This window comes from Pseudomonas sp. Irchel 3F6 (genome assembly GCF_900187595.1).
Lineage (GTDB): Bacteria > Pseudomonadota > Gammaproteobacteria > Pseudomonadales > Pseudomonadaceae > Aquipseudomonas > Aquipseudomonas siliginis.
In genome coordinates this window covers 144,346-169,837 of the sequence record NZ_FYDP01000007.1, presented here as the reverse complement: position 1 = coordinate 169,837, position 25,492 = coordinate 144,346, and the positions used below count along the sequence as shown (strand labels likewise).

The window sequence follows — 25,492 nt, the reverse complement described above, 5'->3', positions numbered from 1 at the left end:
AGAATTAACGAGCGATAGGCGTCAGTCGCAGCAAATGAATCCGACGGCTGTCGGCGTTCAGTATGCGGAAACGATAAGCGCCGATTTCAGTGGTTTCGTTGCGTTTTGGCAAGTGCCCGAACGCGCTCATCACCAGGCCGCCGACGGTGTCGAACTCGTCGTCGGAGAACTCGCTGTCGAAGAACTCATTGAAGTTCTCGATCGGCGTCAGCGCCTTGATCAGGAAATCACCGCTGGGCAGCGGCTTGATGTAGCTATCTTCTTCGACGTCGTGCTCGTCCTCGATGTCGCCGACGATCTGCTCGAGCACGTCTTCGATTGTCACCAGACCGGCCACACCGCCGTATTCGTCGATGACGATGGCCATGTGGTTGTGGTTGGCGCGAAACTCACGCAGCAACACGTTCAGACGCTTGGACTCCGGCACGAAGGTGGCCGGGCGCAGCAGGTCCTTGATGTTGAAGCTGTCGCCGTTCTCCTTGAGGATCAGCGGCAGCAGATCCTTGGCCAGCAGTACGCCCATCACGTCGTCATGGCTTTCGCCGATGACCGGATAGCGCGAGTGGGCCGAGTCGACGACGGCGGGGAGGAATTCGCGGGGTGTCTGGGTCGCCTTGATGCTGACCATCTGCGAGCGCGGCACCATGATGTCGCGCACTTGCAGGTCAGCCACCTGGATGGCGCCTTCGACGATGGCCAGCGCTTCGCTGTCCAGCAGTTTGTTCTGATGTGCATCACGCAGCAGCTCGAGGAGCTCCTGACGGTTCTTCGGCTCGTGGGCAAAAGCCTGGGTCAGCTTACCCAGCCATGACTTCTGCCCGTTGCTCGATCGATCTTCGCTCATAGCGATTACTCTGAATCCTTTGTTGTAACGATGGGGGAGTGTTCGGTTTCGTCGTCCGCGTACGGATCGGGATAGCCCAGTTCAGCAAGCAACTCGCGTTCCAGCGCTTCCATTTCTTCGGCTTCGTCGTCATCTATATGGTCGTAACCCAACAGATGCAGGCAGCCGTGAATGACCAGATGTGCCCAGTGCGCCTTTAGTTCCTTGCCCTGCTCGGCGGCTTCGCGTTCGACCACGGCCACGCAGATCACCAGATCGCCGAGCAGCGGGATATCGAGAAACTCGTCAGGCACTTCCGCCGGGAACGACAACACGTTGGTCGCGTAGTCCTTGTGGCGCCAGGTGTGATTGAGCTCGCGGCCTTCTTCCTCGTCGACCAGACGAATGGTCATTTCCGAATCAGCGCTGCGCTGGCGCAGGGCCAGTTCGCACCACTGGCGGAACTCGGCTTCACTCGGCGCGCTGGCCTCAGTGGCGATTTGCAGATCCAGCTCAAGCATCGCGCGTGGCTTCCTTCGCGGCTTCGGCACGGGTTTCGAAGCGCTCGTAGGCCTCGACAATCCGCTGCACCAACGGGTGGCGCACGACGTCCTTGGGCTGGAAGTGGGTGAAGCTGATGCCCGGCACGTCTTTGAGCACTTCGATCACATGGTGCAGCCCGGACTTGGTGCCGCGCGGCAGGTCGACCTGGGTGATGTCACCGGTGATCACGGCGGTGGAGCCGAAGCCGATGCGCGTGAGGAACATCTTCATCTGCTCGACGGTGGTGTTCTGGCTTTCGTCGAGAATGATGAAGCTGTTGTTCAGCGTACGACCGCGCATGTAGGCCAGCGGCGCGACTTCGATCACCTGTTTCTCGATCAGCTTGGCGACGTATTCGAAACCGAGCATTTCGTACAGCGCGTCGTAGAGCGGGCGCAGGTACGGGTCGATCTTCTGCGACAGGTCGCCGGGCAGGAAGCCGAGCTTTTCTCCCGCTTCGACTGCCGGACGCACCAGCAGGATGCGGCGGATCTGCTCGCGCTCCAGCGCATCCACCGCGCAGGCCACGGCCAGATAGGTCTTGCCGGTACCGGCCGGGCCGATGCCGAAGTTGATGTCGTTGCCGAGGATTTCCTTCACATAGCGCTGCTGATTCAAGCCGCGCGGGCGAATCATGCCTTTCTTGGTGCGCAGGGCGACGGTCGCTTCGGCAGGGGCCGGGTTGTCGATATCTGCTGATTCCTGAATGAACAGGTGCACCAGGTCTGGCGACAGCTCGGTACCCTTGGTTTCGCGGTACAGGCGGCGCAGCAGGTTTTCCGCGGACGTGGTGAGTTTTGGATCGCCAATCAGCTCGAACTGGTTTCCGCGATTGCGGATCTCGATGGCCAGGCGCTGTTCGATCAAGCGCAAATGCTCGTCGAATTGCCCGCACAGATTGGCGAAGCGGCGAGCCTCAAAAGGCTCGAGGAGAAAACGATGTGGTTCGATGGGTGCGTTCAAGGTCGTATTTAGCCGCCCTGGGGCAATTAGGATGAAATCAAGGATAACGCCAGTGGCCTGGGTGCGAAAGCTCTTAAATATCGACGCTGCTTTCGACCCCATTCTCTGTGGCTGGCGGGGTCATTTATGGTGAGGGGATTTATCCCCGATGGGGCGCGAAGCGGCCCTGAAACCATTATCAGAGGTGTATCAGATCACCCGGATTGCAGGTTTTGGGTCGGCTGCGCCAACCATCGGGGATAAATCCCCTCACCACAGAAGCCCCATCCACAATGCGATGGTGTTATTGAACCAGCGAACCACGCAGCGAGTGCGGTTGCGCGGCGTCGATGTGCACGTCGGCGAACTGGCCGATCAGGGTGGGATTGTCGCAGCGGAAGTTGACGATACGATTATTCTCGGTGCGGCCCTGGAGCTCGCCCGGGTCTTTCTTCGAATAATCGGTCACCAGAATGCGCTGGATCGAGCCGACCATTTGTCGGCTGATCTCGAAGCCCTGCTGATTCAGACGATGTTGCAGCGCGTTCAGACGTTCTTTCTTCAATTCTTCCGGTGTGTCATCGGCCAGATCGGCAGCGGGCGTGCCCGGGCGCTGGCTGTAGACGAACGAGTAGGAGAAATCGAAGCCGACATCGGCAATCAGCTTCATGGTCTGCTCGAAGTCTTTCTCGGTTTCACCGGGGAAGCCGACGATGAAGTCCGAACTGATGCAGATCCCCGGCACGGCAGCGCGCAATTTGCGCAGCTTGGATTTGTACTCCAGCGCCGTGTGGTTGCGCTTCATCGCCGCGAGAATCCGGTCGGAGCCCGACTGCACCGGCAAGTGCAAGTGCTTGACCAGTTCCGGCACTTCGGCGTGGGCCTGGATCAGGCTGTCGGAGAACTCCAGCGGGTGCGACGTGGTGTAGCGGATGCGGTCGATGCCATCGACAGCGGCGACCACGCGGATCAGTTCGGCCAGATCGGCCAGGCGACCGTCGTGTGTCTGGCCGCGATAGCCGTTGACGTTCTGCCCGAGCAAGGTCACTTCACGCACGCCGTGTTCGGCAAGGTGAATGATTTCCGCGATCACGTCGTCGAACGGCCGGCTGACTTCTTCACCACGGGTATACGGCACCACGCAGAAGGTGCAGTACTTGCTGCAACCTTCCATCACTGACACATAAGCGCTCGGGCCGTCGATACGCGGCTCGGGCAGGTGGTCGAATTTTTCGATTTCCGGAAACGAGACGTCGACCTGCGGCAGCTTGCTGCTGCGCGCGGCGTCGATCATTTCCGGCAGACGGTGCAGGGTCTGCGGGCCGAACACCACGTCGACGTACGGAGCGCGATCGCGGATCGCCGCGCCTTCCTGACTGGCCACGCAACCGCCGACGGCGATGACCATGTCCGGATTGGCCAGCTTCAGTTCGCGCCAGCGGCCGAGCTGCGAATACACGCGATCCTGCGCGCGTTCGCGGATCGAGCAGGTGTTGAGCAGAATCACGTCGGCGTCTTCCGCGCGAGCGGTGACTTCCAGGGCCTGATGTTCGCCCAGCAGATCGACCATGCGCGAGCTGTCGTACTCGTTCATCTGGCAACCGTGGGTTTCGATGTAAAGCTTCTTGGCCATGGATTCGGGTCGTCACGTGATTCAAAGAACCGCGCATTATAGGGAACAAGCCGTCAGGTTCCTACCGCTGTGCGTCCGGTGGCTATGCTATAGTTCGCGCCCTCATTTTTACCCCGATGTTATCCGCCCGCCATGACCAAACGCGAAGCTCCAATCTACAAGGTGATTTTCCTCAACCAGGGCCAGGTGTTCGAAATGTACGCCAAGCAGATCTATCAAAGTGATCTGTGGGGTTTCCTGGAAGTTGAAGAATTCGTCTTTGGCGAGCGTACGCAAATGGTCGTCGATCCGAGCGAAGAAAAGCTCAAGGCGCAATTCGAAGGCGTGGTGCGCAGCTTTGTGCCGATGCATTCGATCGTGCGCATCGATGAAGTGGAACGTCTGGGTACACCGAAAATCAGCGAAGCCCGTGGCGCGGTCGGCAATGTCATGCCGTTTCCGATGCCGATGCCTGAGAAGTAACAGCGGATTCTGGATTGGGATGAGTTTGTGGTGAGGGGGGGGAGCGAAACGTCGCACCGCCCCGTTGCGCTGCGAAGCAGTCGCAGCTCCATTCAGTAAGGTGTGTCAGACAGAATCGGGTTGCAGGTTTTGGGGCCGCTTCGCAGCCCAGCGGGGATAAATCCCCTCGCCACAGGTAATCTCCGCAGCCTTTAGGGCAATGGTGAGAATGGCGTACGCCCATCGGCGTTCTGCAGTTCCATCAGGTATTTGCGGAAAATCTGCCCGAGCACCTGAGTGGCGGTTTCGAGATCTTCGCGGGACATCTTTTCCGAGACTTCGTCGGCCGTGTCCAGCGCCTCTTCGGCACCGTTGACCGCTGCCATCTTCAGCACGATGTAGGCCTGGATATTGTTGGCCTGCACACCTTCACCGTGGAAGAACATGCTGCCGAGCTTGTATTGCGCCTGGGCGTGGCCTTGCAACGAGGCCTTTTCGAAATAGCTCAGGGCTTGATTGAGGTCGCGCGGCGCGTTCTTGCCGTCGTAGTAGAACTCACCCAACTCGTATTGCGCTTGCGCGTCCCCTTCGTCCGCCGCTTTCTGGCAGGCGGCCAGTGCCTGCGTGACATCTTGCGGCTGAGTATTGAGGGTGCAACGACCCATCGCCGGGATCAACAACGAGTTGCCGCCTGCTTGTGCATGCGCGAGCAGGGGCTGAAGGAGCAACAGGCAGCCCAATGCAAGGGTGCGGCCGGTGCGGTTCATGGGAATCGACTTACCTCTGAAGGGCACGCGGACCCGTCGAGGGATCCAATAAGCGCGCATTATGAAATAAGCAGGGCCAACCTTACAAAGTCTTTACTCGTTTTTCTGCTGCGTGGGGAATATATCGCCCGATTCGGGCAGGATTTTCGCAGGCACGTCGGAAAAACCGAGCGGATGTAGGTGAAAGCTGACGCTGGCCATAGCCAACGTCAGCGGTACGGCGATTATTTCAATGCGGCGAAGGCGCGCTCGGCGGCGTCCAGTGTCAGTTGCAACTCGGCTTCGCCATGGGCGATCGAGGTGAAACCGGCTTCGAAAGCGCTCGGCGCCAGGTACACGCCACCTTCCAGCATCAGGTGGAAGAAGCGACCGAACATTGCTGCATCGCTGGCCATCACGTCGTCGAAGGTGACGATGTCATCGGCGCCGCTGAAGTACAGACCGAACATGCCGCCGGCCTGAGTGGTCACGAACGGGATGCCCGCAGCATCGGCACGCTGTTGCAGACCGTCGAGCATGCGCGCGGTGTAGTCGGTCAATTCGGCGTGGAAACCCGGGCGGCTGATCAGACGCAAGGTCGTCAGGCCGGCAGCCATCGCCAGCGGATTACCCGACAACGTACCTGCCTGATACACCGGACCGAGCGGGGCGATGCGCTGCATGATCTCGCGTTTGCCACCGAAGCAGCCCACCGGCATACCGCCGCCGATGATCTTGCCGAACGTGGTCAGGTCCGGCGTCAAGCCGTAGTGCGCCTGGGCACCGCCGAGGGCGACGCGGAAACCGGTCATCACTTCGTCGAAAATCAACACCACGCCGTGCTTGTCACACAGCGAACGCAGGCCTTCGAGGAAGCCCGGCGCTGGCGGTACGCAGTTCATGTTGCCGGCGACCGGTTCGACGATGATGCACGCCACGTCCTCGCCCACTTCGGCGAGCATCGCTTCAACCGCGTCGATGTCGTTGAACGGCAGGGTCAGGGTGTGTTTGGCGAACGCTGCCGGCACGCCGGCCGAGCTCGGTACGCCCTGGGTCAGAGCGCCGGAACCGGCCTTGACCAGCAGGCTGTCGGAGTGGCCGTGGTAGCAGCCTTCGAACTTGATGATGCTGTCGCGCCCGGTGAAACCACGGGCCAGACGAATCGCGCTCATGGTCGCTTCGGTGCCGGAGCTGACCATGCGCACCATCTCCATCGACGGCACCAGCGAGCAGACCAGATCGGCCATCTCGGTTTCCATCGACGTCGGTGCGCCGTAGGACAGGCCGTGTTGCAGCTGATTGCGCACCGCGTCGAGCACGTCCGGATGGCTGTGGCCAAGGATCATCGGCCCCCACGAACCCACGTAATCGACATAACGCTTGTCATCTTCGTCGGTGACGTAAGCGCCTTCGGCGTGTTTGAAGAACAGCGGGGTGCCGCCAACGCTCTTGAACGCGCGCACCGGCGAGTTAACGCCGCCGGGGATGTGTTTCTGAGCATTGGCAAACAGGGTTTCGGAACGAGACATGATCGGGCTCTCAAATCAGATTTTCAGAAGTTCGTTGAAGGCGCGGGCGCGGCGGGTCACTTCGGCGCTGCTCTCGGCGCCGAACAAACCGTGGATCACGGCGAGCAGATCGACACCGTGCTCGACCAGTGGCGCGGCGTTATCGAGGGTGATCCCGCCGATCGCGCAGACCGGCAAGTGCAGCGTGCGCTTGGCTTCGTCGAGCAAGTCGAGGCTGCAGCTTGGTGCACCGGGTTTGGTGGTGGAATTGAAGAAGCGGCCGAAGGCGACATAACTCGCACCTTCTTTAGCGGCTTGTTCGGCCAGGGCGATTTGCCCGTGACAAGTCGAACCGATGATCGCTTTCGAGCCGAGCAGCGCGCGGGTCGGCGACAGCGGGCCGTCGGTCTGGCCCAAGTGCACGCCAACATTGAGGCGCGCGGCCAATTCGGCGTCGTCGTTGATGATCAACTGCGTCTTGTAGCGCTCGCACAAGTTGCGCAGCGTTTCGGCCTCGCGCAGACGGCGGGCCTCGTCGCTGCTCTTGTCGCGGTATTGCAGCAGGGTGACGCCGCCGTCGAGCGCCGCCTCCACGTAAGACAGAAACTTGCCGGCCAGCAACTGGCTGTCGGTAATGGCATACAGGCCACGTAGTTTCATCGGGCAGACCTCACGACGTTACGAGCAGAAATCCAGCGGCAGGCGACGCGGCACGAACTGGCCTTTGCCCAGTTGTTCGGCATCGCGCAAAGTGCGCCAGGTGTAATCCAGCGCACTGCGCACGGCACTGGCCAGGTGTTCGCCCTGAGCCAGGCGACCGGCGAGGGCGCTGGCCAGCGTACAACCGGAGCCGTGATAGCTGCCCGGCAGGCGCTGGCAGATAAAGGTTTCGCGCAGGCCGTCGCGGCTGTACACGCGGTTGTGGATTTCAGTTTCGTCGCCATGGCCGCCGGTGATCAGCAGGTTTTTGACGAATGGCAGGAGTTTTTCTGCGCACTCGTCGGCTGTGCCTTCAGGCAGTTCGGCGAGGATGCGCGCTTCAGGAAGATTGGGCGTGGCAATGATCGACAGCGGCAGCAGACGCTCGCGCATCGCATAGCCGACCTCGTCCTTGCCCAGGCGTCCGCCGCCGCCGGCACGCAGCACCGGGTCGCAGACCACCGGCAGATGCGGGTGCGCCGAGAGCAGTTCGACGACCGTGTCGACCATCTCCAGCGAACCGAGCATGCCCAGTTTCACTGCGGCGACTTCGGAGTCGTTGAGCACGGCGTTGGCCTGGGCCAGTACCCATTCACGGTCGAGGACGCGGAAGTCAGTGACGTTGACGGTGTCTTGCACGGTCAGGGCGGTGACGGCCGGAGCCGCATGGCAACCCTGCGCGAGCAAGGCTTCGATATCTGCCTGCAAGCCGGCGCCACCACTGGGGTCGTGGCCGGAGAGACAGAGGACAACGGGGCGGGAGCTGTAGATATTCATGGTGCGCGAGCTTACCACCAAAGCTGATTTTGGGGTTCAGTACTCACGGTGTTTGCGAGCAGATTGTCGGACAACCCCGCAGTCTTTATTTGGAGCACATTTGTGGCGAGGGGATTTATCCCCGTTGGGCTGCGAAGCGACCCCAAACCCTGCAATCCGGTTCTTTCTGACACATCTCGCTGGATGGACTGGCGACTGCTTCGCAGCCGAACGGGGATAAATCCCCTCGCCACAATTGGTCATCTATCAAGGAGGCTGTCGTCGCGAGTTGACCAACCCAACAGCTCTATCTCGGTGCTTTGCCCTGGAACGCCCGTTCTAGAGCCGTTGTAGGAAAAATTTCCATGGTGCTCAATGGCCATCAACGGCTATGCTAGGCTGGATCCAAACAATCACAGGTAATACCGGTTTTACGTCTACTCAAAGGGAATGGGGGGCTTCCTGACACAACCGGACGAGCCACGCTGGGGCTTCAATGCGCTATTTGCTGATGTTGCTGTTCTGCTTGCCCCTCATGGCGAGCGCTGTCGAATTCGACGAATTCACCCAAAGCCTGCCACTGGGCCGATCGCTGCAAGTGTTCGAAGACCCGAGCGGTCAGGCGACGATTGCCGACGTCCGCGCGCAAGACGCCGCCGGCCAGTTCAAAGCCCACGACAAAGCCACGCTCAACGCCGGTTACTCGCGCTCGGCGTTCTGGCTGAAGATCGACCTGCATTACCGCCCGAGCAACCCGGCCGCCCAGCGCACCTGGTTGCTGGAACTGGCGTATCCGCCGCTTGATCACCTCGATCTGTACTTACCTGGCGCCAACGGCGAATACCGACTGGTGCGCCAGACCGGCGATGCCTTGCCTTTCGCCAGTCGCGAGATCCGCCAGAACAACTACCTGTTCGACCTTCCCTTCAAACCGGATCAACAGCAGACGCTGTACCTGCGCCTGGCCAGCGAAGGCTCGATCCAGGCGCCGGTGACGTTGTGGTCGAGCAGCGCATACCTCGAAGACCAGCCGGTGCGCCTGTACGTACTTGGCATCATTTATGGCGTGCTGCTGGGGATGCTGGTCTACAACCTGTTCATCTACCTGAGCGTGCGCGACACCAGTTACCTCTATTACATCTTCTATATCGGCTCGTTCGGCCTCTATCAATTGTCGGTCAATGGCGCGGCGGTCGAGTATTTCTGGCCGGACAACCCATGGTGGGCCAACGCCGCGACACCGTTCTTCATCGGTTGCGCCGGTCTGTTCGGCAGCCAGTTCGCCCGCAGTTTCCTGCAGACCAAGACCCACAGCCCCTGGCTGGATCGCTTGCTGATCGGCCTGATTGCCTTCAGTGCGCTGGTGATCGGCCTGTCGCTGATGACCAGTTACGCCCTGGCCCTGCGCCTGGCGACCACACTGGCGCTGACCTTCACCGTGGTGATCTTTGCCGCCGGGATTCTTGCCTGGTGGCGCGGCCTGCGGGTGGCGCGTTACTTCATCATCGCCTGGTCGGCGTTCCTGCTCGGCGGCATCGTCAACACGCTGATGGTGCTGGGCCTGCTGCCCAACGTGTTCCTGACCATGTACGCCAGCCAGATCGGCTCGGCCATCGAGGTGGCGCTGCTGTCGCTGGCGCTGGCCGACCGCATCAACGCCATGCGCGAACAACAGGCGCAGACCTTGTTCGACGCCGGGCAGAAACTCGAAGTGCTCAACCAGCAACTGGCCCACAGCAACAAGCTCAAGGATGAATTCCTCGCGACGTTGACCCACGAACTGCGCACGCCGATGAACGGCGTGATCGGTTCGCTGGAGCTGATGCAGACCGTCGACCTCGATCCCGAGCTTGAGCAATATCAACAAACCGCCGCCGGTTCTGCTCGCGACATGATGCGCATGGTCAATGGCATCCTCACGCTCACTGAATTGCAGGCCGGCAAACTCAAGGCGACGCCGGGCAGTTTCAGCCTGCGCGCAGTGGTCGAGGCGTTGCGCGCGCAGTTCGAAGGTAATGCAGCGAGCAAGTCGCTGGACTTCAAGGTCGAGGTGCTGCCGACCCTGCCTGATCGCTTGCTCGGCGACAGCGCGAAACTGGCGCAGTGCCTGGAATGCCTGCTGGACAATGCGATCAAGTTCACCCGCGTCGGCGGGCTGGCGTTGCGCGTTACCGGGCGGCCGTCGGCGGATGAGCGCATGGCGCTATCGTTCGCGGTGATCGACACCGGTATCGGTTTCACTGATCTGGGCGAGGCGACCCTGTATCAGCGTTTCTTCCAGCTCGATGGTTCGATGACTCGCGAATACGGCGGCCTGGGGGTGGGGCTGGCGATCTGTCGGCAGCTGGTCGAATTGCTCGGCGGCAAACTCACCCATCGTTCCGAGCCGGGACGCGGCAGCCGCTTCCAACTCGATGTCGAATTCGAACTGCCGGTGATCGAAGCGCCTGCGGATCAGCCGACCCGCGATTGCATTCGTGCGCCGCAGGACTGCACGGTGCTGCTGGTGGACGACAACAGCGTCAATCAACTGGTCATGCGTGGCATGTTGCTCAAGCTCGGTTTCCGCGTGCGCAGCGCTGACAACGGCGCCGCCGCGCTGGACTGCCTGCAACGGGAAAGTTTCGATGCGGTGCTGATCGATTGCCAGTTGCCCCGCCACGAAGGCGCATCGCTGTGCTGCCAGATCCATGCATTGCCGGGCTGTGCGCACTTGCCGGTATTCATGCTGGCGCTGGGTGCGGATCGCGAGCAATGCGCCCCGGGCGCGCCTATCGACTATCTGCACAAACCGGTCAAATTCGAGGATCTGCAGGCTGCATTACAGCGCCGCGTGCTCAGTTGCTGATGGGGTAAAAGCGCCGCAAAAACGGCGTCTATGACACTTTGTTCAAAAAAGCACCAGTGCTTAACTGGTGTCATTGCTGAACACGGAGCGCCGTCATGAACCTGCATCAGTTCGCCGAAACCCACGAAGTCACCAATCAGCCGCCGTCGCTGGACGGCACCAACCTGTACCGCATCGATCTGCCGTTACAGGAGTGGTCGCGGCGTTTTGGCGCCGGTTGGGCCGAGTCGCGCATCGATGCCTATGGCGCACTCGCGGGTGGGCCTTTGATGGAAGCGGGGTTTCTCGCCAACCAGAACAAACCGGTGTTTGCCAGCCATGATCGCTACGGCCATCGCATCGATCTGGTCGAGTTTCACCCGGCCTACCACGAGCTGATGCGCACCGCGATCGAACATGGCCTGACCTCGCTGCCTTGGGCACAACCACAGGACGGCGCACATGTCGCCCGCGCGTCGATGACCTACCTGCACAGCCAGGCCGAGGCCGGCAGTGGTTGCCCGCTGACTATGACCTTCGCCAGCGTGCCGGCCCTGCGCTTGCAGCCGGACCTGGTCGAACAGTGGCTGCCGAAAATCCTCGCCACCGACTACGACCCGCGCAACGTCGGCATGGCGCACAAGGCTGGCGTGACCATCGGTATGGCGATGACCGAGAAGCAGGGCGGCACCGATGTGCGCGCCAACACCACCAAGGCTTATCCGGTCGGCGCCAGCGGCCCGGGTCAGGCTTATGAACTGGTCGGGCACAAGTGGTTCTGCTCGGCGCCGATGTGCGACGCCTTCCTGACATTGGCGCAAACCGACAAGGGCTTGAGTTGCTTCCTGCTGCCGCGCCATCGCCCGGACGACACGCGCAATCAGTTCTACATTCAGCGTCTGAAAAACAAACTCGGCAACCAGTCCAACGCCTCCAGCGAAGTGGAGTTTCGTGGGGCGCTGGCGTGGATGATCGGCGAAGAAGGGCGCGGCGTGCCGACCATTATCGAAATGGTAGCGATGACCCGTTTTGATTGCATGGTCGGCTCCAGCTCGCTGATGCGCCAGGCACTGACCCAGGCCAGCCATCACTGCGCGCACCGCAAGGTCGGCGGCAAATTGCTCAGCGAGCAGCCGCTGATGCAAAACGTACTCGCCGATCTGGCCCTGGAGAGCGAGGCCGCGCTGGCCCTGAGTCTGCGCATGGGCAAGGCGCTCGATCATCTGGATGATCGCCACGAAGCGCAGTTCGCGCGGCTGGTGACGGCGGTGGGCAAATACTGGATATGCAAACGTGCGCCAGGAATGATCAACGAAGCCGCCGAATGCATGGGCGGCGCCGGTTATGTCGAAGACAGCATCCTGCCGCGCCTGTACCGCGAAGCGCCGGTGAATTCGACGTGGGAAGGGTCGGGGAATGTGCAATGTCTCGACGTGCTGCGCGCATTGTCAAAAGAACCGGGCGTGCTCGATGTGCTGTTCAGCGAACTGGGCGACGGCCATGGCGACAAGCGTCTGGCTGCGCATATCCAGCAGTTGCAGGCGCAATTCAAGGACACCAGTGAAATTCAGTATCGAGCGCGGCAACTGACTGAAGACATTGCGCTTGGGTTGCAGGCCAAGCTTCTGTTGGAGGCGGGGAATTCGGCGGTCAGTGATGCTTTCATTGCCAGCCGCCTGAGCGGTGGCGGTGGCGGTCGCGTCTACGGCGGGTTGCCGCGTGGGCTGGACGTCGAAGCCATCGTCGCACGCTCGACCCCTCAGCTTTTCTGACCCACGTCATATCCCCCCTGTGGGAGCGAGCCTGCTCGCGAAAGCGGTGTGTCAGTCGACATCTTTATTGGATGATCCACCGCATTCGCGAGCAGGCTCGCTCCCACAGAGGACATCATTGGTCTGCAGATTTAAGTGTCGCCACAACGCCACTGTTCCCGTGCGTCCACGATGCAGGCAAGATGAAGCTCTGCAAGTCAGAACACAGGAAGCTGATCGTGACCGAAGCGTTTATTGTCGTTCAAACCGCCGAACAAGCCGTGGATCGTCTGGCCGAGCTGCATGAGCGGGCCACCACTGCGCTGAATTCTGCCCTCAAGCGTTACCTCAAGGACCGCGTCGAACCCGACGCCGAACAGCGTGCCCTGTTTCGTTATCCCGAACTGCGTCTGACCTACCACTGCCAGGGCGAAGTGCCGCAGACCACCCGCGCTTACGCCAAGGTGCAGTTGCCGGGCACTTACAGCGTCACCGTCACCCACCCGGCGGCGTTTCGCAAATACCTGCTCGAACAACTGACGCCGTTGATGCACGACTTCACCGTGACCGTCGAAGTCGGCGTCAGCCAGCAGAACATTCCGTATCCGTATGTGGTCGAGCAGGGCGATGAACTGGCCGGTTCCGGCGTCACTGCGGCGGTGCTGGCGCGGGTGTTCCCGAGTACCGATCTGTCCGCCGCGACCGATGGCATTGCCGACGGCCTCTACGACTGGGAAAACACCGATCCGCTGCCGCTGGCACTGTTCGATGCGGCGCGCGTGGACTTCTCGCTGCGCCGTCTGGTGCATTACACCGGCAGCGACTGGCGCCATGTGCAGCCGTGGATTCTGCTGACCAACTACCATCGCTACGTCGATCAGTTCATCGTTCATGGTCTGGAGCAGTTGCGCCGCGACCCGCGCTTCGTGCGCATGGTCCTGCCGGGCAACGTGATCATCGAGAAGAGCATGGATCACGGCGAAGCCTCGGCGATTGCCGCCGGTGTGGTCTGGCACCGGTACCAGATGCCGGCCTATCACCTGATCGCCAGCGACGGCCACGGTGTCACGCTGGTGAACATCGGCGTCGGCCCGTCCAACGCCAAGAACATCACCGATCACCTGGCGGTGCTGCGTCCGCATTGCTGGCTGATGATCGGCCACTGCGGTGGCCTGCGTCAGTCGCAGACCATCGGCGATTACGTGCTGGCCCACGCCTACATGCGCCGCGACGGCATTCTTGATCGTGTGGTGCCGCCCAATATTCCCATCCCGGCACTGGCCGAAGTGCAGCTTGCGCTTCAACAGGCAGCGGCGAATGTCACTGGCGAGAAGGGCGACGATCTGAAGAAGCGCCTGCGCACCGGCACGGTTCTGACCTACGACGACCGTAACTGGGAACTGCGCTGGGCTCAGGAACGACCGCTGATCAACCTGTCCCGCGCGGTTGCGGTGGACATGGAAAGCGGCACGATTGCAGCGCAGGGTTATCGCTTGCGGGTGCCGTACGGCACGTTGCTCTGCGTTTCGGACAAGCCGCTGCACAGCGAAATCAAACTGCCGGGCTCGGCCAACGCCTTCTATGAACGCGCGGTCAGCCAGCATTTGAAAATCGGCATCGAAGCGGTGGATCTGCTGCGTACCGAACTGAACTCGCTGCACTCGCGCAAGTTGCGCAGCTTCGACGAGCCGCCGTTCCGTTAACGGTTAGTCGTGGTCATTTGGCGGTCGGGGCACTAGCATTGTCAGCCCTGATCGCTAAATGTTCTGTCTCTTATGTCCCGTCCCCCGCGTCCCCCTTCGCGCCGTCCCGGTGTGAAGCCGCAATCGTCCTCGCCACGCCGTGTCGCAAAAGCGCCGCCGGCTGAGCCGAAGCTGATCCTGTTCAACAAACCCTTCGATGTGCTGACGCAGTTCAGCGACGGTGAAGGGCGGGCGACGCTCAAGGATTACATCGATGTGCCGGGGATTTATCCGGCCGGACGTCTGGATCGTGACAGCGAAGGTTTGTTGCTGCTGACCAACGACGGCCAGTTGCAGGCGCGCATCGCCGATCCGAAACACAAACTGGCGAAGACCTATTGGGTGCAGGTGGAAGGCGAGCCGACGGCCGAGCAGTTGCAGCGCCTGCGTGATGGCGTCGAGCTGAATGACGGCATGACTCTGCCCGCCCAAGCGCGGCAACTGGCTGAGCCGCAGTTGTGGCCGCGCAATCCGCCGGTACGCTTTCGCGCGACCATACCGACTTCGTGGCTGGAACTGGTGATTCGCGAAGGGCGCAACCGTCAGGTGCGGCGCATGACGGCGGCGGTCGGGCTGCCGACGTTGCGTCTGGTGCGAGTCAGGATTGGCGACTGGACCCTTGAAGGGCTGGATCAGGGCCAGTGGCGGGAAGTGCCGGCGCGCTTATAAGGCGCCGGACTCGATCAGGCCGATCACCACACTCTTGATGATGAACGCGGCCACGCCCAGGCCCAGCACGAAAAACAGAATGAACGAGCCGAACCGCCCGGCCTTGGACTTCTTCGCCAGATCCCAGACGATGAAACCCATGAAAATGATCAGGATGCTGACCAGACCGGTCATCATCCACTCTTCGAACAGTGCTGGATCCATTGGCGATCTCCGGCGCGGACAGGGCTGAAAGGGCGGCGGCGAGTATACGCCATGGTCGGTGGGGTGGCATTGATCTGGGTCTGATCCGCAATTGTTCCCCTCACCCTAACCCTCTCCCGGAGGGAGAGGGGACCGATCGGGGGATGCTGATGAGCTATGTCGACCTGTTCCAGCTGTTGCGAATCCGTAATCGACTCGGGCTTTCAGGTCGATGTATAACGCCTGACCCTGCGGTCGGCTCCCTCTCCCTCCGGGAGAGGGCTGGGGTGAGGGGCTTTTGCTTAGCTACGCAAATGAGTCAGCGGCAATTCAGTACTGTTCAAAACCTGATTCAGCACAAAACTCGACCGCACGCTGGTGACCCCCTCGATCCGGGTCAGATGCCCCAACAGCAACTTTTGATAGTGATCCATATCCGGCACCACCACTTTCAACTGGTAGTCGGCATCCACTCCGGTCACCAGACTGCATTCCAGCACTTGCGGCAACGTGCGGATTGCCGCCTCGAAATTCTCGAAGCGCTCGGGGGTGTGCCGGTCCATGCCGATCAGTACATACGCCGTCAGGCTCAAGCCGAGCATCTTGCGATCGAGCAGCGCCACCTGGCGCGAGATATAGCCATCGTCTTCCAGCTGCTTGACCCGGCGCGAGCAAGGCGAGGGCGACAGACCGATGCGTTCGGCCAGTTCCTGGTTGGAGATACGGGCGTCGCGCTGCAATTCCGCCAAAATACTCAGGTCATACCGGTCAAGTTTGCTCATCAATCTGTCCTTGGTCGTAACTATTGCGGCAGATTATCTATCCAGGGTTAAAAATTGCGCAAGCGGTGTTTAATTGAGCAATTTTCGCAATCCTCTGTCGCAGCCTCAGGCTTATTCTTAACACCAGAATCACTGCTCGGTAACACAGTCCACGCGGCCCGCCCAATCAGGCCCGCCGCGGCCGCCACCCCCACCGGGGATGTGCCGGCCCCCGAGCTGCACACTGTCCAGAAGACGGCGTGAGGTGAGCCGACGTCAAAAGCGTCGAGCCAGGACGAAGTTCTCCAGAAGGGAGGCCGACGGGTCTCCCTTTTTTCTTGCCTGCGATTTCATGTTGGCGCCTCAATAAATAAGTCGCGCGACTGATAACCTGTTGCAGAACCCGATGGGGCTGTTTCGAGTCTCAGCAACAAGCCCTGCCAACGACAGGCTCCCACAGTGAGGAAAAGCATGAATTCGCGCATCTGGCGTCTGGCCGGTGTTGGTTTGCTGTGTGTGGGGGTCAGTGCGCAAGCGCTGGCCGATGAGCCGCAGAATCGCGGGCCGGGCAACGGGCCGCAGAACGACGGGATCATCCGTGGCGACAACAGCCATCAGTTCGAGCACAACGGCCAGCCGCACAACAATGACGGTCAATGGCAGAACCGCAACCGTGTCGATGATCGTCCAGAACCGCCTCGCCAGCCGGGCAACAACCTGCCGATCCAGCCGCGACCCGACGCCGTGCACCAGACTCAGGAGCCGCGTCAGGGTTACTACCGCGACGAGCGCCCGCAGAACGGTTACCACAATCAGCAATGGCAGACGCGGCCACGTCCCGATGACAACCGCTGGCCGGGACGGCCGAACGGTCATGGCAATGGCTGGGGGCCTGGCCCGCAATATCGTCCGGGCCATGTGATCGATCGTTTCCCGGATCGTGATTACCGCGTGCCGTATCGCGGTCAGGATTACTTCTATTCCGGCGGCTACTGGTATCGCCCGCAAGGCCCGCGCTACATCGTCGTGCAGCCGCCGCGCGGGATCCGCATCCAGTATTTGCCGGATTACGCCCGTGAAGTGTGGATCGGCGGCTCGCTGCTGTTCCTCGCCGCCGGCTCGTATTACGCCTATCAAGAGGCGACGCAGGATTACGTGGTGGTCGAGCCGCCGCTGCAGCAACCGCCGCAACCGCAATCTCAAGGCTATGACGTCGAAGCCTACCCGGCCAACGGCCAGTCACCGCAGCAGGTGCAGCAGGACGGTTACCAGTGCTCGCAGTACGCGGTGCAGCAAAGCGGTTTCGACCCGCGCACCGCGACCTACCAACCGGCACCCGAAGTGGTTCAGGCCTATCGCCAGGCGCAGGGCAACTGCCTGAGCAGTCGCGGTTACCAAGTCAATTACTGAGTGCGGGCGGCGAGCACCACTTCCTGTGGGTCGGCGTGCACCAGCACCTCGGCCTTCGGATATTCCTTGTGAATCGCCGCCGCCGCTTGATCGCTGATGCCATGGGCGACTGACAGGGTCAGTTCGCCCGGCAATTCCAGGTGCAATTGCACGAACCAGTGGTTGCCCGAGATCCGCGTGCGCAAGTCATGCGCACCGAGCACCCCCGGCACGCTGCACGCCAGTTCGAGCATGTGCTGGCTGACATCGGTCGGCAACTCCTCGTCCATCAACACCGAAAAACTTTCCCGGGCGATCTGGATCGCACTCCAGAAAATGTACACGGCGATCCCCAGCCCGAACCACGCGTCCAGTTGCGCAAAACCCATTCCCGCCAACACCAGCGCGATCAGGATGCTGCCGTTGAGCAGCAGGTCCGAACGGTAATGCAGGGAGTCGGCACGCACGGCGTTGGAGCCGGTCTGCTTGATCACCCGGTGCTGCAACATCAGCAGCGCCGCCGTCAGCAGCAGGGAAAACACGATCACACCGATGCTCAGCCACGGCGCGCCAAGCGGCTCTGGTTTCTGCAAGCGCTCGTAGGCCTGAAACGCGATCAACACCGCGCTGCCACCAATGAACAACGCCTGCGCCATGCCCGCCAGCGATTCGGCTTTGCCGTGGCCATAACGGTGATCGTCATCCGCCGGACGCAGTGCGTAATGCACCGCCAGCAGATTGAGCATCGAGGTGACGCCATCCAGCGCCGAGTCGGTGAGGCCGGCGAGCATGCTCACCGATCCGCTGAGCCACCAGGCAATCGCTTTGGCGACGATCAGCGTGCACGCGACCGCCACCGAGGCGCGGGTCGCCAGCCGCAGCAGGCGGGCGTGTTCGGGGCTGGAGGTCATTGAACGTCCTTATTCAAGCGGCGGGTTGCAGGCCGAACATCGCCAGTTGCTGAGTGCTGCCCTTGTGCTGGATCAGACGCGGGTCGTCGAGAGGAAAGTCTTTACCCAGTTCGCTCTCAAGAATCGCCTGCAACTTGTGATTGTCGACCTGCCCGTCAGGGCCGATGGCTTGCTTGAGCTTGGCCGGATCGATCTGCGCGGTGTGGCCCGGTTCGAAATAGATCGCCCCGGTGGCGAAGTCGACGGCAAACGCGATCAGCCCGGGAATGATGTAGAACAGCAGGCCGACGGCATCGAGCACGGCAATCGCCGGGTCGATCTTGCCGTCGATCTGGCCACGGCGGTCCGGGTAGAAAATCGAACCGCACGCCGACAGTTGCGTGAGCAGAGTGGCAACCAGAACACCGCCAATCAGGCGAGAGGGTAAGCGCATGGAAATGTCTCCTGAGTCATCAAACAACGAAGCTTCGTCTTGTGAAGTTAAGACCCTGACGAACGTCAGACAGTTCGTCGTTATACTCGCCGCTCTGTTTGGGAGCCAGCATGATTTCTTTGCCGATCGATGATGTTTTACCCGCCCTGCGTGAAGCCCTTGCGTCACGCCACGAAGCCGTGCTCGAAGCACCGCCCGGCGCCGGTAAGACCACCCGCGTGCCCTTGGCCTTGCTCAACGAAGCCTGGCTGGCCGGGCAGACCATCGTCATGCTCGAACCACGGCGTCTGGCCGCGCGCGCAGCGGCGGAACGTTTGGCCAGCGAGCTCGGCGAGCAGGTCGGTGAAACCGTCGGCTATCGCATCCGCCTCGACAGCAAAGTCGGCCCGAAGACGCGTATCGAAGTGGTCACCGAAGGCATTCTCACCCGGCGCTTGCAGGACGACCCGGCGCTGGAGGGTGTGGGCCTGCTGATCTTCGACGAATTTCATGAACGCAGTCTCGACGCCGATCTGGCGCTGGCCCTCAGTCTGAACGGTCGCGAGCTGTTTCGCGCTGAACAGCCGCTGAAGATTCTGCTGATGTCGGCGACCCTCGAAGGCGAGCGCCTGGCGGGGTTGCTCGATGACGCGCCGATCCTGCGCAGCGAAGGCCGCATGTACCCGGTGACGATGCGCTGGGGCCGGCCGTTCCAACCAGGGGAATACATCGATCAACGCGTTACCCAAACCGTGCTCGAAGCGCTGCACGACGAGACCGGCAGCATGTTGGTGTTTCTGCCGGGGCAAGCGGAGATCCGTCGCGTGCATCAGCAATTGGCCGACGCCATTGGCGAGCGCAAAGACATCTTGCTGTGCCCGTTGCACGGCGAACTCGACCTCAATGCGCAACGCGCGGCGATCGATCCGGCGCCGCCCGGTCAGCGCAAAGTGGTGCTGGCAACCAACATCGCCGAGACCAGCCTGACCATCAACGGCGTGCGCGTGGTCATCGATGCCGGGCTGGCGCGGGTGCCGCGTTTCGACCCGGGCAGCGGCATGACCCGCCTCGACACTCAACGCATCTCCAAGGCCAGCGCCACCCAGCGTGCCGGCCGCGCCGGGCGATTGGAGCCGGGCGTGTGTTATCGCTTGTGGTCACAGGATCAGCACGAACAACTGGCGGCCTATGGCAGCGCGGAAATTCTCTCGGCGGATCTGGCCAGCCTCGCTTTGCAGCTGGGGCGCTGGGGCGTGACCCCGGGCGAACTGGTCTGGCTGGATGTGCCGCCGGCGGCCGCGTATGCGCAAGCGCAGGATCTGCTGCAACGGCTAGGCGCCTTGCACGGTGACACGCTGACGGCCCACGGCCAGGCCATGGCTGAACTGCCGGCGCATCCGCGCATTGCGCATTTGCTGTTGCGCGGTCAGGCGCTGGGGCTGGCGGCGATGGCCTGCGATGTGGCGGCGCTGCTCGGCGAGCGCGATATCCTGCGCGGCGCTGGTGCGGATCTGCACAGCCGATTGGTTCTGCTTTCCGGCGAAGAACGTGCCGGTCGTGGGGCGCAGGGCGGGGTGCAACGTGCCCGGCAATTGGCTCGGCAATATCGCGGCTATCTGCGCGGCAAGCCGAGCGAACCGGTAAACGATCCCGAGCATCCGCGCTGGCTCGGCGCGCTATTGGCGCTGGCCTACCCGGATCGCGTCGCCCAGCAACGGCGTGCCGGGGGGGCCGAATACCGGTTGGCCAACGGTCGCGCCGCGCTGTTCGCTGAGGCCGACAGCTTGATGAAGCATGAGTGGATTGTCATCGCCGACCTCGGCAGCCGTCAGGGCCAGCGCGAAGAACGCATCTATCTGGCGGCGGATTTCGATCCGGCGCTGTTCGATTCGGTGCTCGCCGAGCAAGTGCGCAGCGTCGACCAACTCGATTGGGATGAACGCGAAGGCGTGCTGCGTGCCGAGCGCCAGCGCAAGGTCGGCGAGCTGATTCTCAGCCGCGAACCGTTGACCGGTCTCGATGAAAACACGCGCAGTCAGGCCCTGGTCAATCTGCTGCGACGCAAGGGTCTGGAGCTGCTGCCATGGACGCCAGAACTGCGCCAGTGGCAGGCGCGGGTGGCGCTGCTGCGTCAGCTCGATCTGAACACTCAGGACGACAGCCAATGGCCGGATGTCAGCGATGCAGCGCTGCTCAATACCCTGGAAGACTGGTTGCTGCCGTATCTGGGCAAGGTCTCGCGGCTGAGCCATTTCGCCCACCTCGACCTGTCGAGCATCGTGCGCAATCTGCTGCCGTGGCCGCTGCCACAGAAACTCGACGAGCTGGCGCCGCATCATTTGAGCGTGCCGTCGGGTTCATCGATTCGTCTGGATTACAGCGACCATCCACCGATTCTCGCGGTGCGCTTGCAGGAGCTGTTTGGTCTGGCCGATACGCCACGGATTGCCGGCGGCCGGCAAGTGGTCAAGCTGCATCTGCTGTCGCCAGCGCGGCGACCGGTGCAGGTCACGCAGGACCTGGCCAACTTCTGGCGCAGCACCTATGCCGAGGTGAAGAAGGATCTGAAGGGGCGTTATCCGAAGCATTATTGGCCGGACGATCCCTTGGTCGCCGAAGCCACCGCGCGGGCAAAGCCACGCGGTACCTGAACACAATGGCAGCGCGCCATTAGCCCATCCGTGCTAATTGCCCTTGTTTGTTCAGGCTCCCAAAATCGCGGCCTGAACAATATCAAGCCTTGTTGCCTGACAACTTGCGCCCAAGGAACGGAACTGCCCATGAGCTCTTTCTTCAAGTTCAAGAAGTTGATCTTCTTGTCGGCTGCGCTGCTGGCCGCCTCTAATCCGACAATGGCCGAAGAGTCCAACCCGATTGGCGACTGGTGGATTATCTACGGCAACGGCGTGCCCCAGAAAAACATCATGTACGTCGCCGATGCCACCTCGGTCGTGCCTTCGCAGAAAACCAAAGGCGCGACCATGGTCGCAGTGACCCTGGTGTATGAAGAGCCGGGCAAACCGATGATCGACGTCTACAACCTCGAAGCCCAATGCTCTACGGGCAAGGTGCGTTTTATCAATGGCCAGTCCATCGAGCGCCTCGCCTACACCATGCGTCATCTGAAAGTTGCCAATCAATGGCAGACCCCCGAAGAGTTCTGGGTCCAGCAAGCGCTGAAGTTTGCCTGCGCCCCTGGCAGTCGCGCGAAAAACGACATGGCCGCCGTGGGCAAGATGGAATACCTGCAGATGATCGAGATGCTGCAGCAGATGTTCTTCAAGCTCGCGCCGATTCAGCAAAAGAGCCAGATGATGGACAACATCGACAGCCTGCTCGAACTCAAGAAATAAGCCGGGGCATCCAATGACTTACACACGTTTGTGGCTGGCAACCCTGGTGGCAGGATTGATATTGAGCGGTTGTGGCACTATCGCGCAGAGCCGCTGGGAGGGCCGCGATCTCCAGGAAGCACTGGACCTGTTCGGCACGCCTGATTCGATGAAAAAAGAAATCGGCCCAAATGGCGAACCCTTGGCCGTGCTGACCTGGTACAAGTCCGCGAGCTGGACCACCACCGAAGCGGCTGGCACTTCGATGACCCATACCGGCAACGGCATGGTGTACACCGAGCATTATCAGCAAGTTGGGCACAGTTCCGATTGCAAATTGCAGGCGAAGATCGATCAACAGAAGAAGATTGCACAGTTCCTGATCGAGGACGGGCGAATCCTGCATGGCAAGTGCCTGGGCGTCCGGTTTGTCCCCGGTTACATTCCGCCCGGCTTCTAAGGTCAGAGCGCTCAGGGCGCAGCGGGCAGGAGGAACCGCGCAATCACCGGCAAGTGGTCGGAGATGCGCAAGGTATCGTCCTGCCGCACCTGTGCTTGCAGGCGTTTGAGCTTCGGGCTGTAGAACAGATAATCCACCGTGCGATCCGGGCCGTTGAGCCCGGGGTCGTTGGGGTAATGGGTCAGCCATTTGGCCCGGTCGATGCCGCCGGCTTCATTGTTGGTCGGGATCATCGGGTACTTGTCCCACAGCAGATGCAGTTCGCTGTCGGCAGAGTAGGGCGTGCGTCGCTCGGCGGGCAGGCGTCGGTACTGGCCCAGCGGCAGCAGATTGAAATCGCCACCGATCAGCCAGGGCAGGCCCTGGCTTTCATACTTGTCGAGCACTTTGGCCACGGCAGCGACTTGCGCCTGCACGTTGCCGTCTGCCTGGCTGGCCCGCTGCAAGTGTGTGTTGAATACGGTCAGTTGTCCGCCATCGCTGAGCGGCAGTTTGACTGCCAGCAAAGCATCTTTGGGCTGGAACTGGCGGCTGATGAAGTTGCTCGGGGCCACGGGCAGTTGCAGGCGTTCGGCGTGTTCGATGCGATAGCGACTCAACGTCGCCAACTGGCGGCCGACGCTGCCGTAGATATGGGGCTCGGGGACGAAATCGGCTTTCCAGTCGAAGGCGCTGGTGCTGCACGGGTACAGATCGGCGACACGTTCCTGCAACAGTTTGAGCTGGTTCTGGTAATCGCTGGCCTTGGCGCCGTCGTCGAGCTCCTGCAACAACACCACATCGGGTTGTTCGTCGCGGATCACCCGCGCCACTTCGTCGAGGCTGAAGGCCATGTCTTCGGCGGTCGGCGCTTCGTCGTCGCCCTGAGCCAGGTCATTCCAGAATACGTAGCGCTTGCCGGCGAGGAACTGCACGTTCCAGGTCATGACTTTCAGTGCTTGCCCGGGCACCAGCGTCGGCGCCGTGGTGCTGCAACTGACCGGCAGGGTTTCGCGGGCATCGGGGCGCCAGGTCAGGCTGAACAGCAGTACGCCGAACAGGACGACGGCAAGGATGACGAGAAGCAGGGTGTAGCGCAGCAGACGGGTCATGGCTCGGCTTATAGCGTTACAGGAAGTGGCCCCGAGCATACCTGACGGCAGCCGCGAAGCCCAAGCACGGCGCGGTCAGACCGCTCCGTTACGTTTGTCAGGCAATTCGCTGATCAGCATGAACAGGCGGAACAGCACCACACTGGTGAACAGTTGCAGAAAGCTGTGAGCGCTGTCGATCAGCCCGGCAATCAGCGGATTCTGCGGTTCGGGGTACACCGCCAGCGTCGCGCCCTTGAGCAACCACAACGGAGTCATCACGCAGAGAATGCACAGCAGGATGCGCCAGAAGTGCCCGCGCGTCAGGCGCAGGCTTTCCTTCATCGCCTGCAACGGCCCGAGGCCGCGCAGCACCAGCAGGTATTCAGCGAAGGCGAGCATGACCATCAGCATCAGGCCCGGCAGGAAGTATAGCGACAGGCCCAGCAGAATCAGCAAGGTATTGAGCGCGGTCAGCACGGCGAAGCGTGGCCACAGGGTTGCGGCCATCGCCAGCAGGTCGCGGTTGCGCGGCGACTCGCCACGGCTGCGCGCATCGAGAAACAGGATCAGCGCGGCGGTGTACAGCGGATACACCAGCAGGCCGACGATGATGCTGACTCCGGCGAAGGTGTCCGGCCCGGTGGCGTGATCGACCGCCTGCTGCAAGAAAGCTTCGACGATCACCAGTGGCAGGCACAACTGCACGATGCTGCCCAGATGGCGTTTGAAAAAATACAAAGAGTCGCGCAGTACTTCGAGGGCATTCATCAGTCGGTATCGCAGGTCGAAAACAGTGGCTCACTTTAACCGATGCAACGCGGGCCGACACAAACGTAAACATTCGGTAAAGGTCATTGAAACGTTTTGACACTGTCTCCATTACAGGAGAGCACCGCGCCCAGAGTGGGGGCGGGCACGTTATTACCGGCAATCTACGAGGTCGCCATGAACAGCGAAGAGCAAACCCTGATCGATGGACTGTTTTCCCGGCTGCAACAGGCCGAAACGGAGGCAGCCCCGCGCGACGCCCAGGCCGAGACGCGGATCAAGGAACACCTGACGCGCCAACCGGCGGCAGGTTATTTCATGACCCAGGCGATTCTGGTGCAAGAGGCCGCGCTGAAAAGCCTCGATGAGCAGAACAAGCAGCTGACCCAGCAAGTCCAGCGCCTGCAGGCCGAGCTGCAATCGGCCAAGGCCCAGAGCGGCGCACCGGCCGCGAGCGGTAGCGGTGGCTTCCTGTCGAGCATTTTTGGTGGCGGCAATTCACGTCCGGCGCCGAGCCAGAGCGCAGCGCCGTCGTCCTCCGGCGGCTGGCGTGAACCGGCACAGCAGCAGAGCTACCAGGCACCGGCGCCACAACAGAGCTTCGGCGCCGCGCCGCCCAACTATGCGCAGCAGGCAGCCCCGGCGGCGGGCAACAGCTTCCTCGGCGGCGCGCTGAAAACCGCCGCTGGCGTGGCCGGCGGTGTGATGCTGGCGCAGGGCATCAGCAGCCTGTTCCACCATAATCAGCAACCGGAAGAAATCGTCGAGGTCATCAAGGAAGAACCGGCGCAGGTCGCCGACCAGAGCAACAACGGCTGGGGCGATGATCAGCGCGTGGCGGACAACGGCTTCTCGGGCAATGACCAGGGCGGTTTCAGCGACGCCGATTACAGCAGCGACAATTCGTCGTTCTTCGATGACGACGACTCTTTCGTCTGACATAGCCTTTCAAGGCTGACATCGACCCATGTGGCGAGGGGATTTATCCCCGTTGGGCTGCGCAGCAGCCCCGCTTTTCCTGATTGAAGCGAGGACTGCTCCGCAGCCCAGCGGGGCGGTGCGACGTTTCGCTAAATCCCCTCGCCACAACACCGTTTGTCAGGGACACCTCGGCGCCAGCCGG

The 25,492-nt window shown here is 61.5% G+C and carries 24 protein-coding genes; 10 read left to right on the top strand and 14 right to left on the bottom strand.

Going from position 1 to position 25,492, the window contains the following annotated elements; genetic code table 11:
* Nucleotides 1-4: 4 nt before the first annotated feature.
* The 4 genes from CKW30_RS21855 to miaB all read right to left on the bottom strand — a co-directional run bounded on the left by CKW30_RS21855 (nucleotide 5) and on the right by miaB (nucleotide 3,941).
* Nucleotides 5-844 carry an HlyC/CorC family transporter gene (locus CKW30_RS21855; RefSeq protein WP_024014438.1) on the bottom strand — a complete coding sequence of 280 codons (840 nt, stop codon included), beginning with the start codon at nucleotides 842-844 and terminating at the stop codon, nucleotides 5-7.
* A 5-nt stretch (nucleotides 845-849) separates the two neighbouring features.
* Complete coding sequence (gene ybeY, locus CKW30_RS21850) at nucleotides 850-1,344, bottom strand: rRNA maturation RNase YbeY (RefSeq protein ID WP_016773042.1); 495 nt, start codon at nucleotides 1,342-1,344, stop codon at nucleotides 850-852.
* On the bottom strand, nucleotides 1,337-2,329 hold the full coding sequence (locus tag CKW30_RS21845) for a PhoH family protein (RefSeq protein ID WP_095181893.1): 993 nt from the start codon (nucleotides 2,327-2,329) through the stop codon (nucleotides 1,337-1,339). The genes ybeY and CKW30_RS21845 overlap by 8 nt, the downstream gene beginning before the upstream one ends.
* 283 nt (nucleotides 2,330-2,612) lie before the next feature.
* A complete protein-coding gene (gene miaB, locus CKW30_RS21840) occupies nucleotides 2,613-3,941 on the bottom strand; it encodes a tRNA (N6-isopentenyl adenosine(37)-C2)-methylthiotransferase MiaB (protein WP_041477732.1) in 1,329 nt (442 codons plus the stop codon).
* Between the two features lie 132 nt (nucleotides 3,942-4,073).
* Here miaB and CKW30_RS21835 point away from each other — a divergent pair, with 132 nt between their 5' ends.
* Entirely contained in the window at nucleotides 4,074-4,403 is a 330-nt protein-coding gene (locus CKW30_RS21835) for a DUF1820 family protein (protein ID WP_016773045.1), read from the top strand.
* 191 nt (nucleotides 4,404-4,594) lie between these two features.
* Here the strand turns inward: CKW30_RS21835 and CKW30_RS21830 are convergent, their stop codons facing one another.
* From CKW30_RS21830 to CKW30_RS21815, 4 genes are all read right to left on the bottom strand, one after another.
* Entirely contained in the window at nucleotides 4,595-5,149 is a 555-nt protein-coding gene (locus CKW30_RS21830; protein WP_041477733.1) for a tetratricopeptide repeat protein, read from the bottom strand.
* A gap of 224 nt (nucleotides 5,150-5,373) precedes the next feature.
* Nucleotides 5,374-6,657, bottom strand: coding sequence for a glutamate-1-semialdehyde 2,1-aminomutase (gene hemL / locus CKW30_RS21825; protein WP_095181892.1), 1,284 nt, complete (start codon nucleotides 6,655-6,657; stop codon nucleotides 5,374-5,376).
* Between the two features lie 15 nt (nucleotides 6,658-6,672).
* Nucleotides 6,673-7,296: a thiamine phosphate synthase gene (gene thiE / locus CKW30_RS21820; RefSeq protein WP_041477735.1), complete on the bottom strand. Its 624-nt coding sequence runs from the start codon at nucleotides 7,294-7,296 to the stop codon at nucleotides 6,673-6,675.
* An 18-nt stretch (nucleotides 7,297-7,314) separates the two neighbouring features.
* Nucleotides 7,315-8,112: a hydroxymethylpyrimidine/phosphomethylpyrimidine kinase gene (locus CKW30_RS21815; protein ID WP_007909650.1), complete on the bottom strand. Its 798-nt coding sequence runs from the start codon at nucleotides 8,110-8,112 to the stop codon at nucleotides 7,315-7,317.
* A 475-nt stretch (nucleotides 8,113-8,587) separates the two neighbouring features.
* Here CKW30_RS21815 and CKW30_RS21810 point away from each other — a divergent pair, with 475 nt between their 5' ends.
* The 4 genes from CKW30_RS21810 (at nucleotide 8,588) to CKW30_RS21795 (ending at nucleotide 15,080) form a co-directional block, all read left to right on the top strand.
* Nucleotides 8,588-10,939: a hybrid sensor histidine kinase/response regulator gene (locus CKW30_RS21810; RefSeq protein WP_095181891.1), complete on the top strand. Its 2,352-nt coding sequence runs from the start codon at nucleotides 8,588-8,590 to the stop codon at nucleotides 10,937-10,939.
* 95 nt (nucleotides 10,940-11,034) lie between these two features.
* Nucleotides 11,035-12,690 carry an acyl-CoA dehydrogenase family protein gene (locus CKW30_RS21805; protein WP_095181890.1) on the top strand — a complete coding sequence of 552 codons (1,656 nt, stop codon included), beginning with the start codon at nucleotides 11,035-11,037 and terminating at the stop codon, nucleotides 12,688-12,690.
* A 182-nt stretch (nucleotides 12,691-12,872) separates the two neighbouring features.
* Complete coding sequence (amn, locus tag CKW30_RS21800) at nucleotides 12,873-14,372, top strand: AMP nucleosidase (protein ID WP_016773051.1); 1,500 nt, start codon at nucleotides 12,873-12,875, stop codon at nucleotides 14,370-14,372.
* A gap of 72 nt (nucleotides 14,373-14,444) precedes the next feature.
* Nucleotides 14,445-15,080: a pseudouridine synthase gene (locus CKW30_RS21795; protein WP_095181889.1), complete on the top strand. Its 636-nt coding sequence runs from the start codon at nucleotides 14,445-14,447 to the stop codon at nucleotides 15,078-15,080.
* On the opposite strand, the gene CKW30_RS21790 is transcribed toward CKW30_RS21795, so the two are convergent.
* Both CKW30_RS21790 and CKW30_RS21785 read right to left on the bottom strand, forming a co-directional pair.
* Nucleotides 15,075-15,284, bottom strand: coding sequence for a DUF2788 domain-containing protein (locus tag CKW30_RS21790; protein ID WP_016773053.1), 210 nt, complete (start codon nucleotides 15,282-15,284; stop codon nucleotides 15,075-15,077). The two genes, CKW30_RS21795 and CKW30_RS21790, sit on opposite strands and share 6 nt — an antisense overlap.
* 281 nt (nucleotides 15,285-15,565) lie before the next feature.
* The gene (locus CKW30_RS21785; protein ID WP_007909658.1) at nucleotides 15,566-16,045 is read right to left on the bottom strand and encodes an Lrp/AsnC family transcriptional regulator; all 480 of its coding nucleotides are present in this window, start codon (nucleotides 16,043-16,045) and stop codon (nucleotides 15,566-15,568) included.
* A 450-nt stretch (nucleotides 16,046-16,495) separates the two neighbouring features.
* On the opposite strand from CKW30_RS21785, the gene CKW30_RS21780 reads away from it, so the two are divergent.
* A complete protein-coding gene (locus CKW30_RS21780) occupies nucleotides 16,496-17,434 on the top strand; it encodes a DUF6515 family protein (RefSeq protein ID WP_095181888.1) in 939 nt (312 codons plus the stop codon).
* On the opposite strand, the gene CKW30_RS21775 is transcribed toward CKW30_RS21780, so the two are convergent.
* Both CKW30_RS21775 and CKW30_RS21770 read right to left on the bottom strand, forming a co-directional pair.
* On the bottom strand, nucleotides 17,428-18,324 hold the full coding sequence (locus tag CKW30_RS21775) for a cation diffusion facilitator family transporter (RefSeq protein ID WP_056790613.1): 897 nt from the start codon (nucleotides 18,322-18,324) through the stop codon (nucleotides 17,428-17,430). The genes CKW30_RS21780 and CKW30_RS21775 overlap by 7 nt on opposite strands.
* A 13-nt stretch (nucleotides 18,325-18,337) precedes the next feature.
* Nucleotides 18,338-18,757: a hypothetical protein gene (locus CKW30_RS21770; RefSeq protein ID WP_042610556.1), complete on the bottom strand. Its 420-nt coding sequence runs from the start codon at nucleotides 18,755-18,757 to the stop codon at nucleotides 18,338-18,340.
* Nucleotides 18,758-18,867: 110 nt separating this feature from the next.
* Here CKW30_RS21770 and hrpB point away from each other — a divergent pair, with 110 nt between their 5' ends.
* The 3 genes from hrpB (at nucleotide 18,868) to CKW30_RS21755 (ending at nucleotide 22,528) form a co-directional block, all read left to right on the top strand.
* The gene (hrpB, locus tag CKW30_RS21765; protein WP_095181887.1) at nucleotides 18,868-21,387 is read left to right on the top strand and encodes an ATP-dependent helicase HrpB; all 2,520 of its coding nucleotides are present in this window, start codon (nucleotides 18,868-18,870) and stop codon (nucleotides 21,385-21,387) included.
* Between the two features lie 129 nt (nucleotides 21,388-21,516).
* A complete protein-coding gene (locus tag CKW30_RS21760) occupies nucleotides 21,517-22,089 on the top strand; it encodes a hypothetical protein (protein WP_095181886.1) in 573 nt (190 codons plus the stop codon).
* A 13-nt stretch (nucleotides 22,090-22,102) separates the two neighbouring features.
* Nucleotides 22,103-22,528 (top strand): hypothetical protein, encoded by a 426-nt coding sequence (locus CKW30_RS21755; protein ID WP_095181885.1) that lies wholly within the window; start codon nucleotides 22,103-22,105, stop codon nucleotides 22,526-22,528.
* Nucleotides 22,529-22,539: 11 nt separating this feature from the next.
* Here CKW30_RS21755 and CKW30_RS21750 read toward each other — a convergent pair whose 3' ends face one another.
* Both CKW30_RS21750 and CKW30_RS21745 read right to left on the bottom strand, forming a co-directional pair.
* Nucleotides 22,540-23,619, bottom strand: a complete 1,080-nt coding sequence (locus tag CKW30_RS21750) for an endonuclease/exonuclease/phosphatase family protein (protein ID WP_095181884.1) — start codon at nucleotides 23,617-23,619, stop codon at nucleotides 22,540-22,542.
* Between the two features lie 75 nt (nucleotides 23,620-23,694).
* Nucleotides 23,695-24,369, bottom strand: a complete 675-nt coding sequence (locus CKW30_RS21745) for a YciC family protein (protein ID WP_016773061.1) — start codon at nucleotides 24,367-24,369, stop codon at nucleotides 23,695-23,697.
* A gap of 177 nt (nucleotides 24,370-24,546) precedes the next feature.
* Here CKW30_RS21745 and CKW30_RS21740 point away from each other — a divergent pair, with 177 nt between their 5' ends.
* The gene (locus CKW30_RS21740) at nucleotides 24,547-25,308 is read left to right on the top strand and encodes a DUF2076 domain-containing protein (RefSeq protein WP_095181883.1); all 762 of its coding nucleotides are present in this window, start codon (nucleotides 24,547-24,549) and stop codon (nucleotides 25,306-25,308) included.
* Nucleotides 25,309-25,492 lie beyond the last annotated feature (184 nt).

What these genes read in the sequence shown, in the direction of transcription:
- CKW30_RS21855 (WP_024014438.1), bottom strand. Translation starts at nt 844, where the DNA reads ATGAGCGAAGATCGATCGAGCAACGGGCAGAAGTCATGGCTGGGTAAG.
- ybeY (WP_016773042.1), bottom strand. Translation starts at nt 1,344, where the DNA reads ATGCTTGAGCTGGATCTGCAAATCGCCACTGAGGCCAGCGCGCCGAGT.
- miaB (WP_041477732.1), bottom strand. Translation starts at nt 3,941, where the DNA reads ATGGCCAAGAAGCTTTACATCGAAACCCACGGTTGCCAGATGAACGAG.
- CKW30_RS21835 (WP_016773045.1), top strand. Translation starts at nt 4,074, where the DNA reads ATGACCAAACGCGAAGCTCCAATCTACAAGGTGATTTTCCTCAACCAG.
- CKW30_RS21830 (WP_041477733.1), bottom strand. Translation starts at nt 5,149, where the DNA reads ATGAACCGCACCGGCCGCACCCTTGCATTGGGCTGCCTGTTGCTCCTT.
- hemL (WP_095181892.1), bottom strand. Translation starts at nt 6,657, where the DNA reads ATGTCTCGTTCCGAAACCCTGTTTGCCAATGCTCAGAAACACATCCCC.
- thiE (WP_041477735.1), bottom strand. Translation starts at nt 7,296, where the DNA reads ATGAAACTACGTGGCCTGTATGCCATTACCGACAGCCAGTTGCTGGCC.
- CKW30_RS21815 (WP_007909650.1), bottom strand. Translation starts at nt 8,112, where the DNA reads ATGAATATCTACAGCTCCCGCCCCGTTGTCCTCTGTCTCTCCGGCCAC.
- CKW30_RS21810 (WP_095181891.1), top strand. Translation starts at nt 8,588, where the DNA reads ATGCGCTATTTGCTGATGTTGCTGTTCTGCTTGCCCCTCATGGCGAGC.
- CKW30_RS21805 (WP_095181890.1), top strand. Translation starts at nt 11,035, where the DNA reads ATGAACCTGCATCAGTTCGCCGAAACCCACGAAGTCACCAATCAGCCG.
- amn (WP_016773051.1), top strand. Translation starts at nt 12,873, where the DNA reads ATGAAGCTCTGCAAGTCAGAACACAGGAAGCTGATCGTGACCGAAGCG.
- CKW30_RS21795 (WP_095181889.1), top strand. Translation starts at nt 14,445, where the DNA reads ATGTCCCGTCCCCCGCGTCCCCCTTCGCGCCGTCCCGGTGTGAAGCCG.
- CKW30_RS21790 (WP_016773053.1), bottom strand. Translation starts at nt 15,284, where the DNA reads ATGGATCCAGCACTGTTCGAAGAGTGGATGATGACCGGTCTGGTCAGC.
- CKW30_RS21785 (WP_007909658.1), bottom strand. Translation starts at nt 16,045, where the DNA reads ATGAGCAAACTTGACCGGTATGACCTGAGTATTTTGGCGGAATTGCAG.
- CKW30_RS21780 (WP_095181888.1), top strand. Translation starts at nt 16,496, where the DNA reads ATGAATTCGCGCATCTGGCGTCTGGCCGGTGTTGGTTTGCTGTGTGTG.
- CKW30_RS21775 (WP_056790613.1), bottom strand. Translation starts at nt 18,324, where the DNA reads ATGACCTCCAGCCCCGAACACGCCCGCCTGCTGCGGCTGGCGACCCGC.
- CKW30_RS21770 (WP_042610556.1), bottom strand. Translation starts at nt 18,757, where the DNA reads ATGCGCTTACCCTCTCGCCTGATTGGCGGTGTTCTGGTTGCCACTCTG.
- hrpB (WP_095181887.1), top strand. Translation starts at nt 18,868, where the DNA reads ATGATTTCTTTGCCGATCGATGATGTTTTACCCGCCCTGCGTGAAGCC.
- CKW30_RS21760 (WP_095181886.1), top strand. Translation starts at nt 21,517, where the DNA reads ATGAGCTCTTTCTTCAAGTTCAAGAAGTTGATCTTCTTGTCGGCTGCG.
- CKW30_RS21755 (WP_095181885.1), top strand. Translation starts at nt 22,103, where the DNA reads ATGACTTACACACGTTTGTGGCTGGCAACCCTGGTGGCAGGATTGATA.
- CKW30_RS21750 (WP_095181884.1), bottom strand. Translation starts at nt 23,619, where the DNA reads ATGACCCGTCTGCTGCGCTACACCCTGCTTCTCGTCATCCTTGCCGTC.
- CKW30_RS21745 (WP_016773061.1), bottom strand. Translation starts at nt 24,369, where the DNA reads ATGAATGCCCTCGAAGTACTGCGCGACTCTTTGTATTTTTTCAAACGC.
- CKW30_RS21740 (WP_095181883.1), top strand. Translation starts at nt 24,547, where the DNA reads ATGAACAGCGAAGAGCAAACCCTGATCGATGGACTGTTTTCCCGGCTG.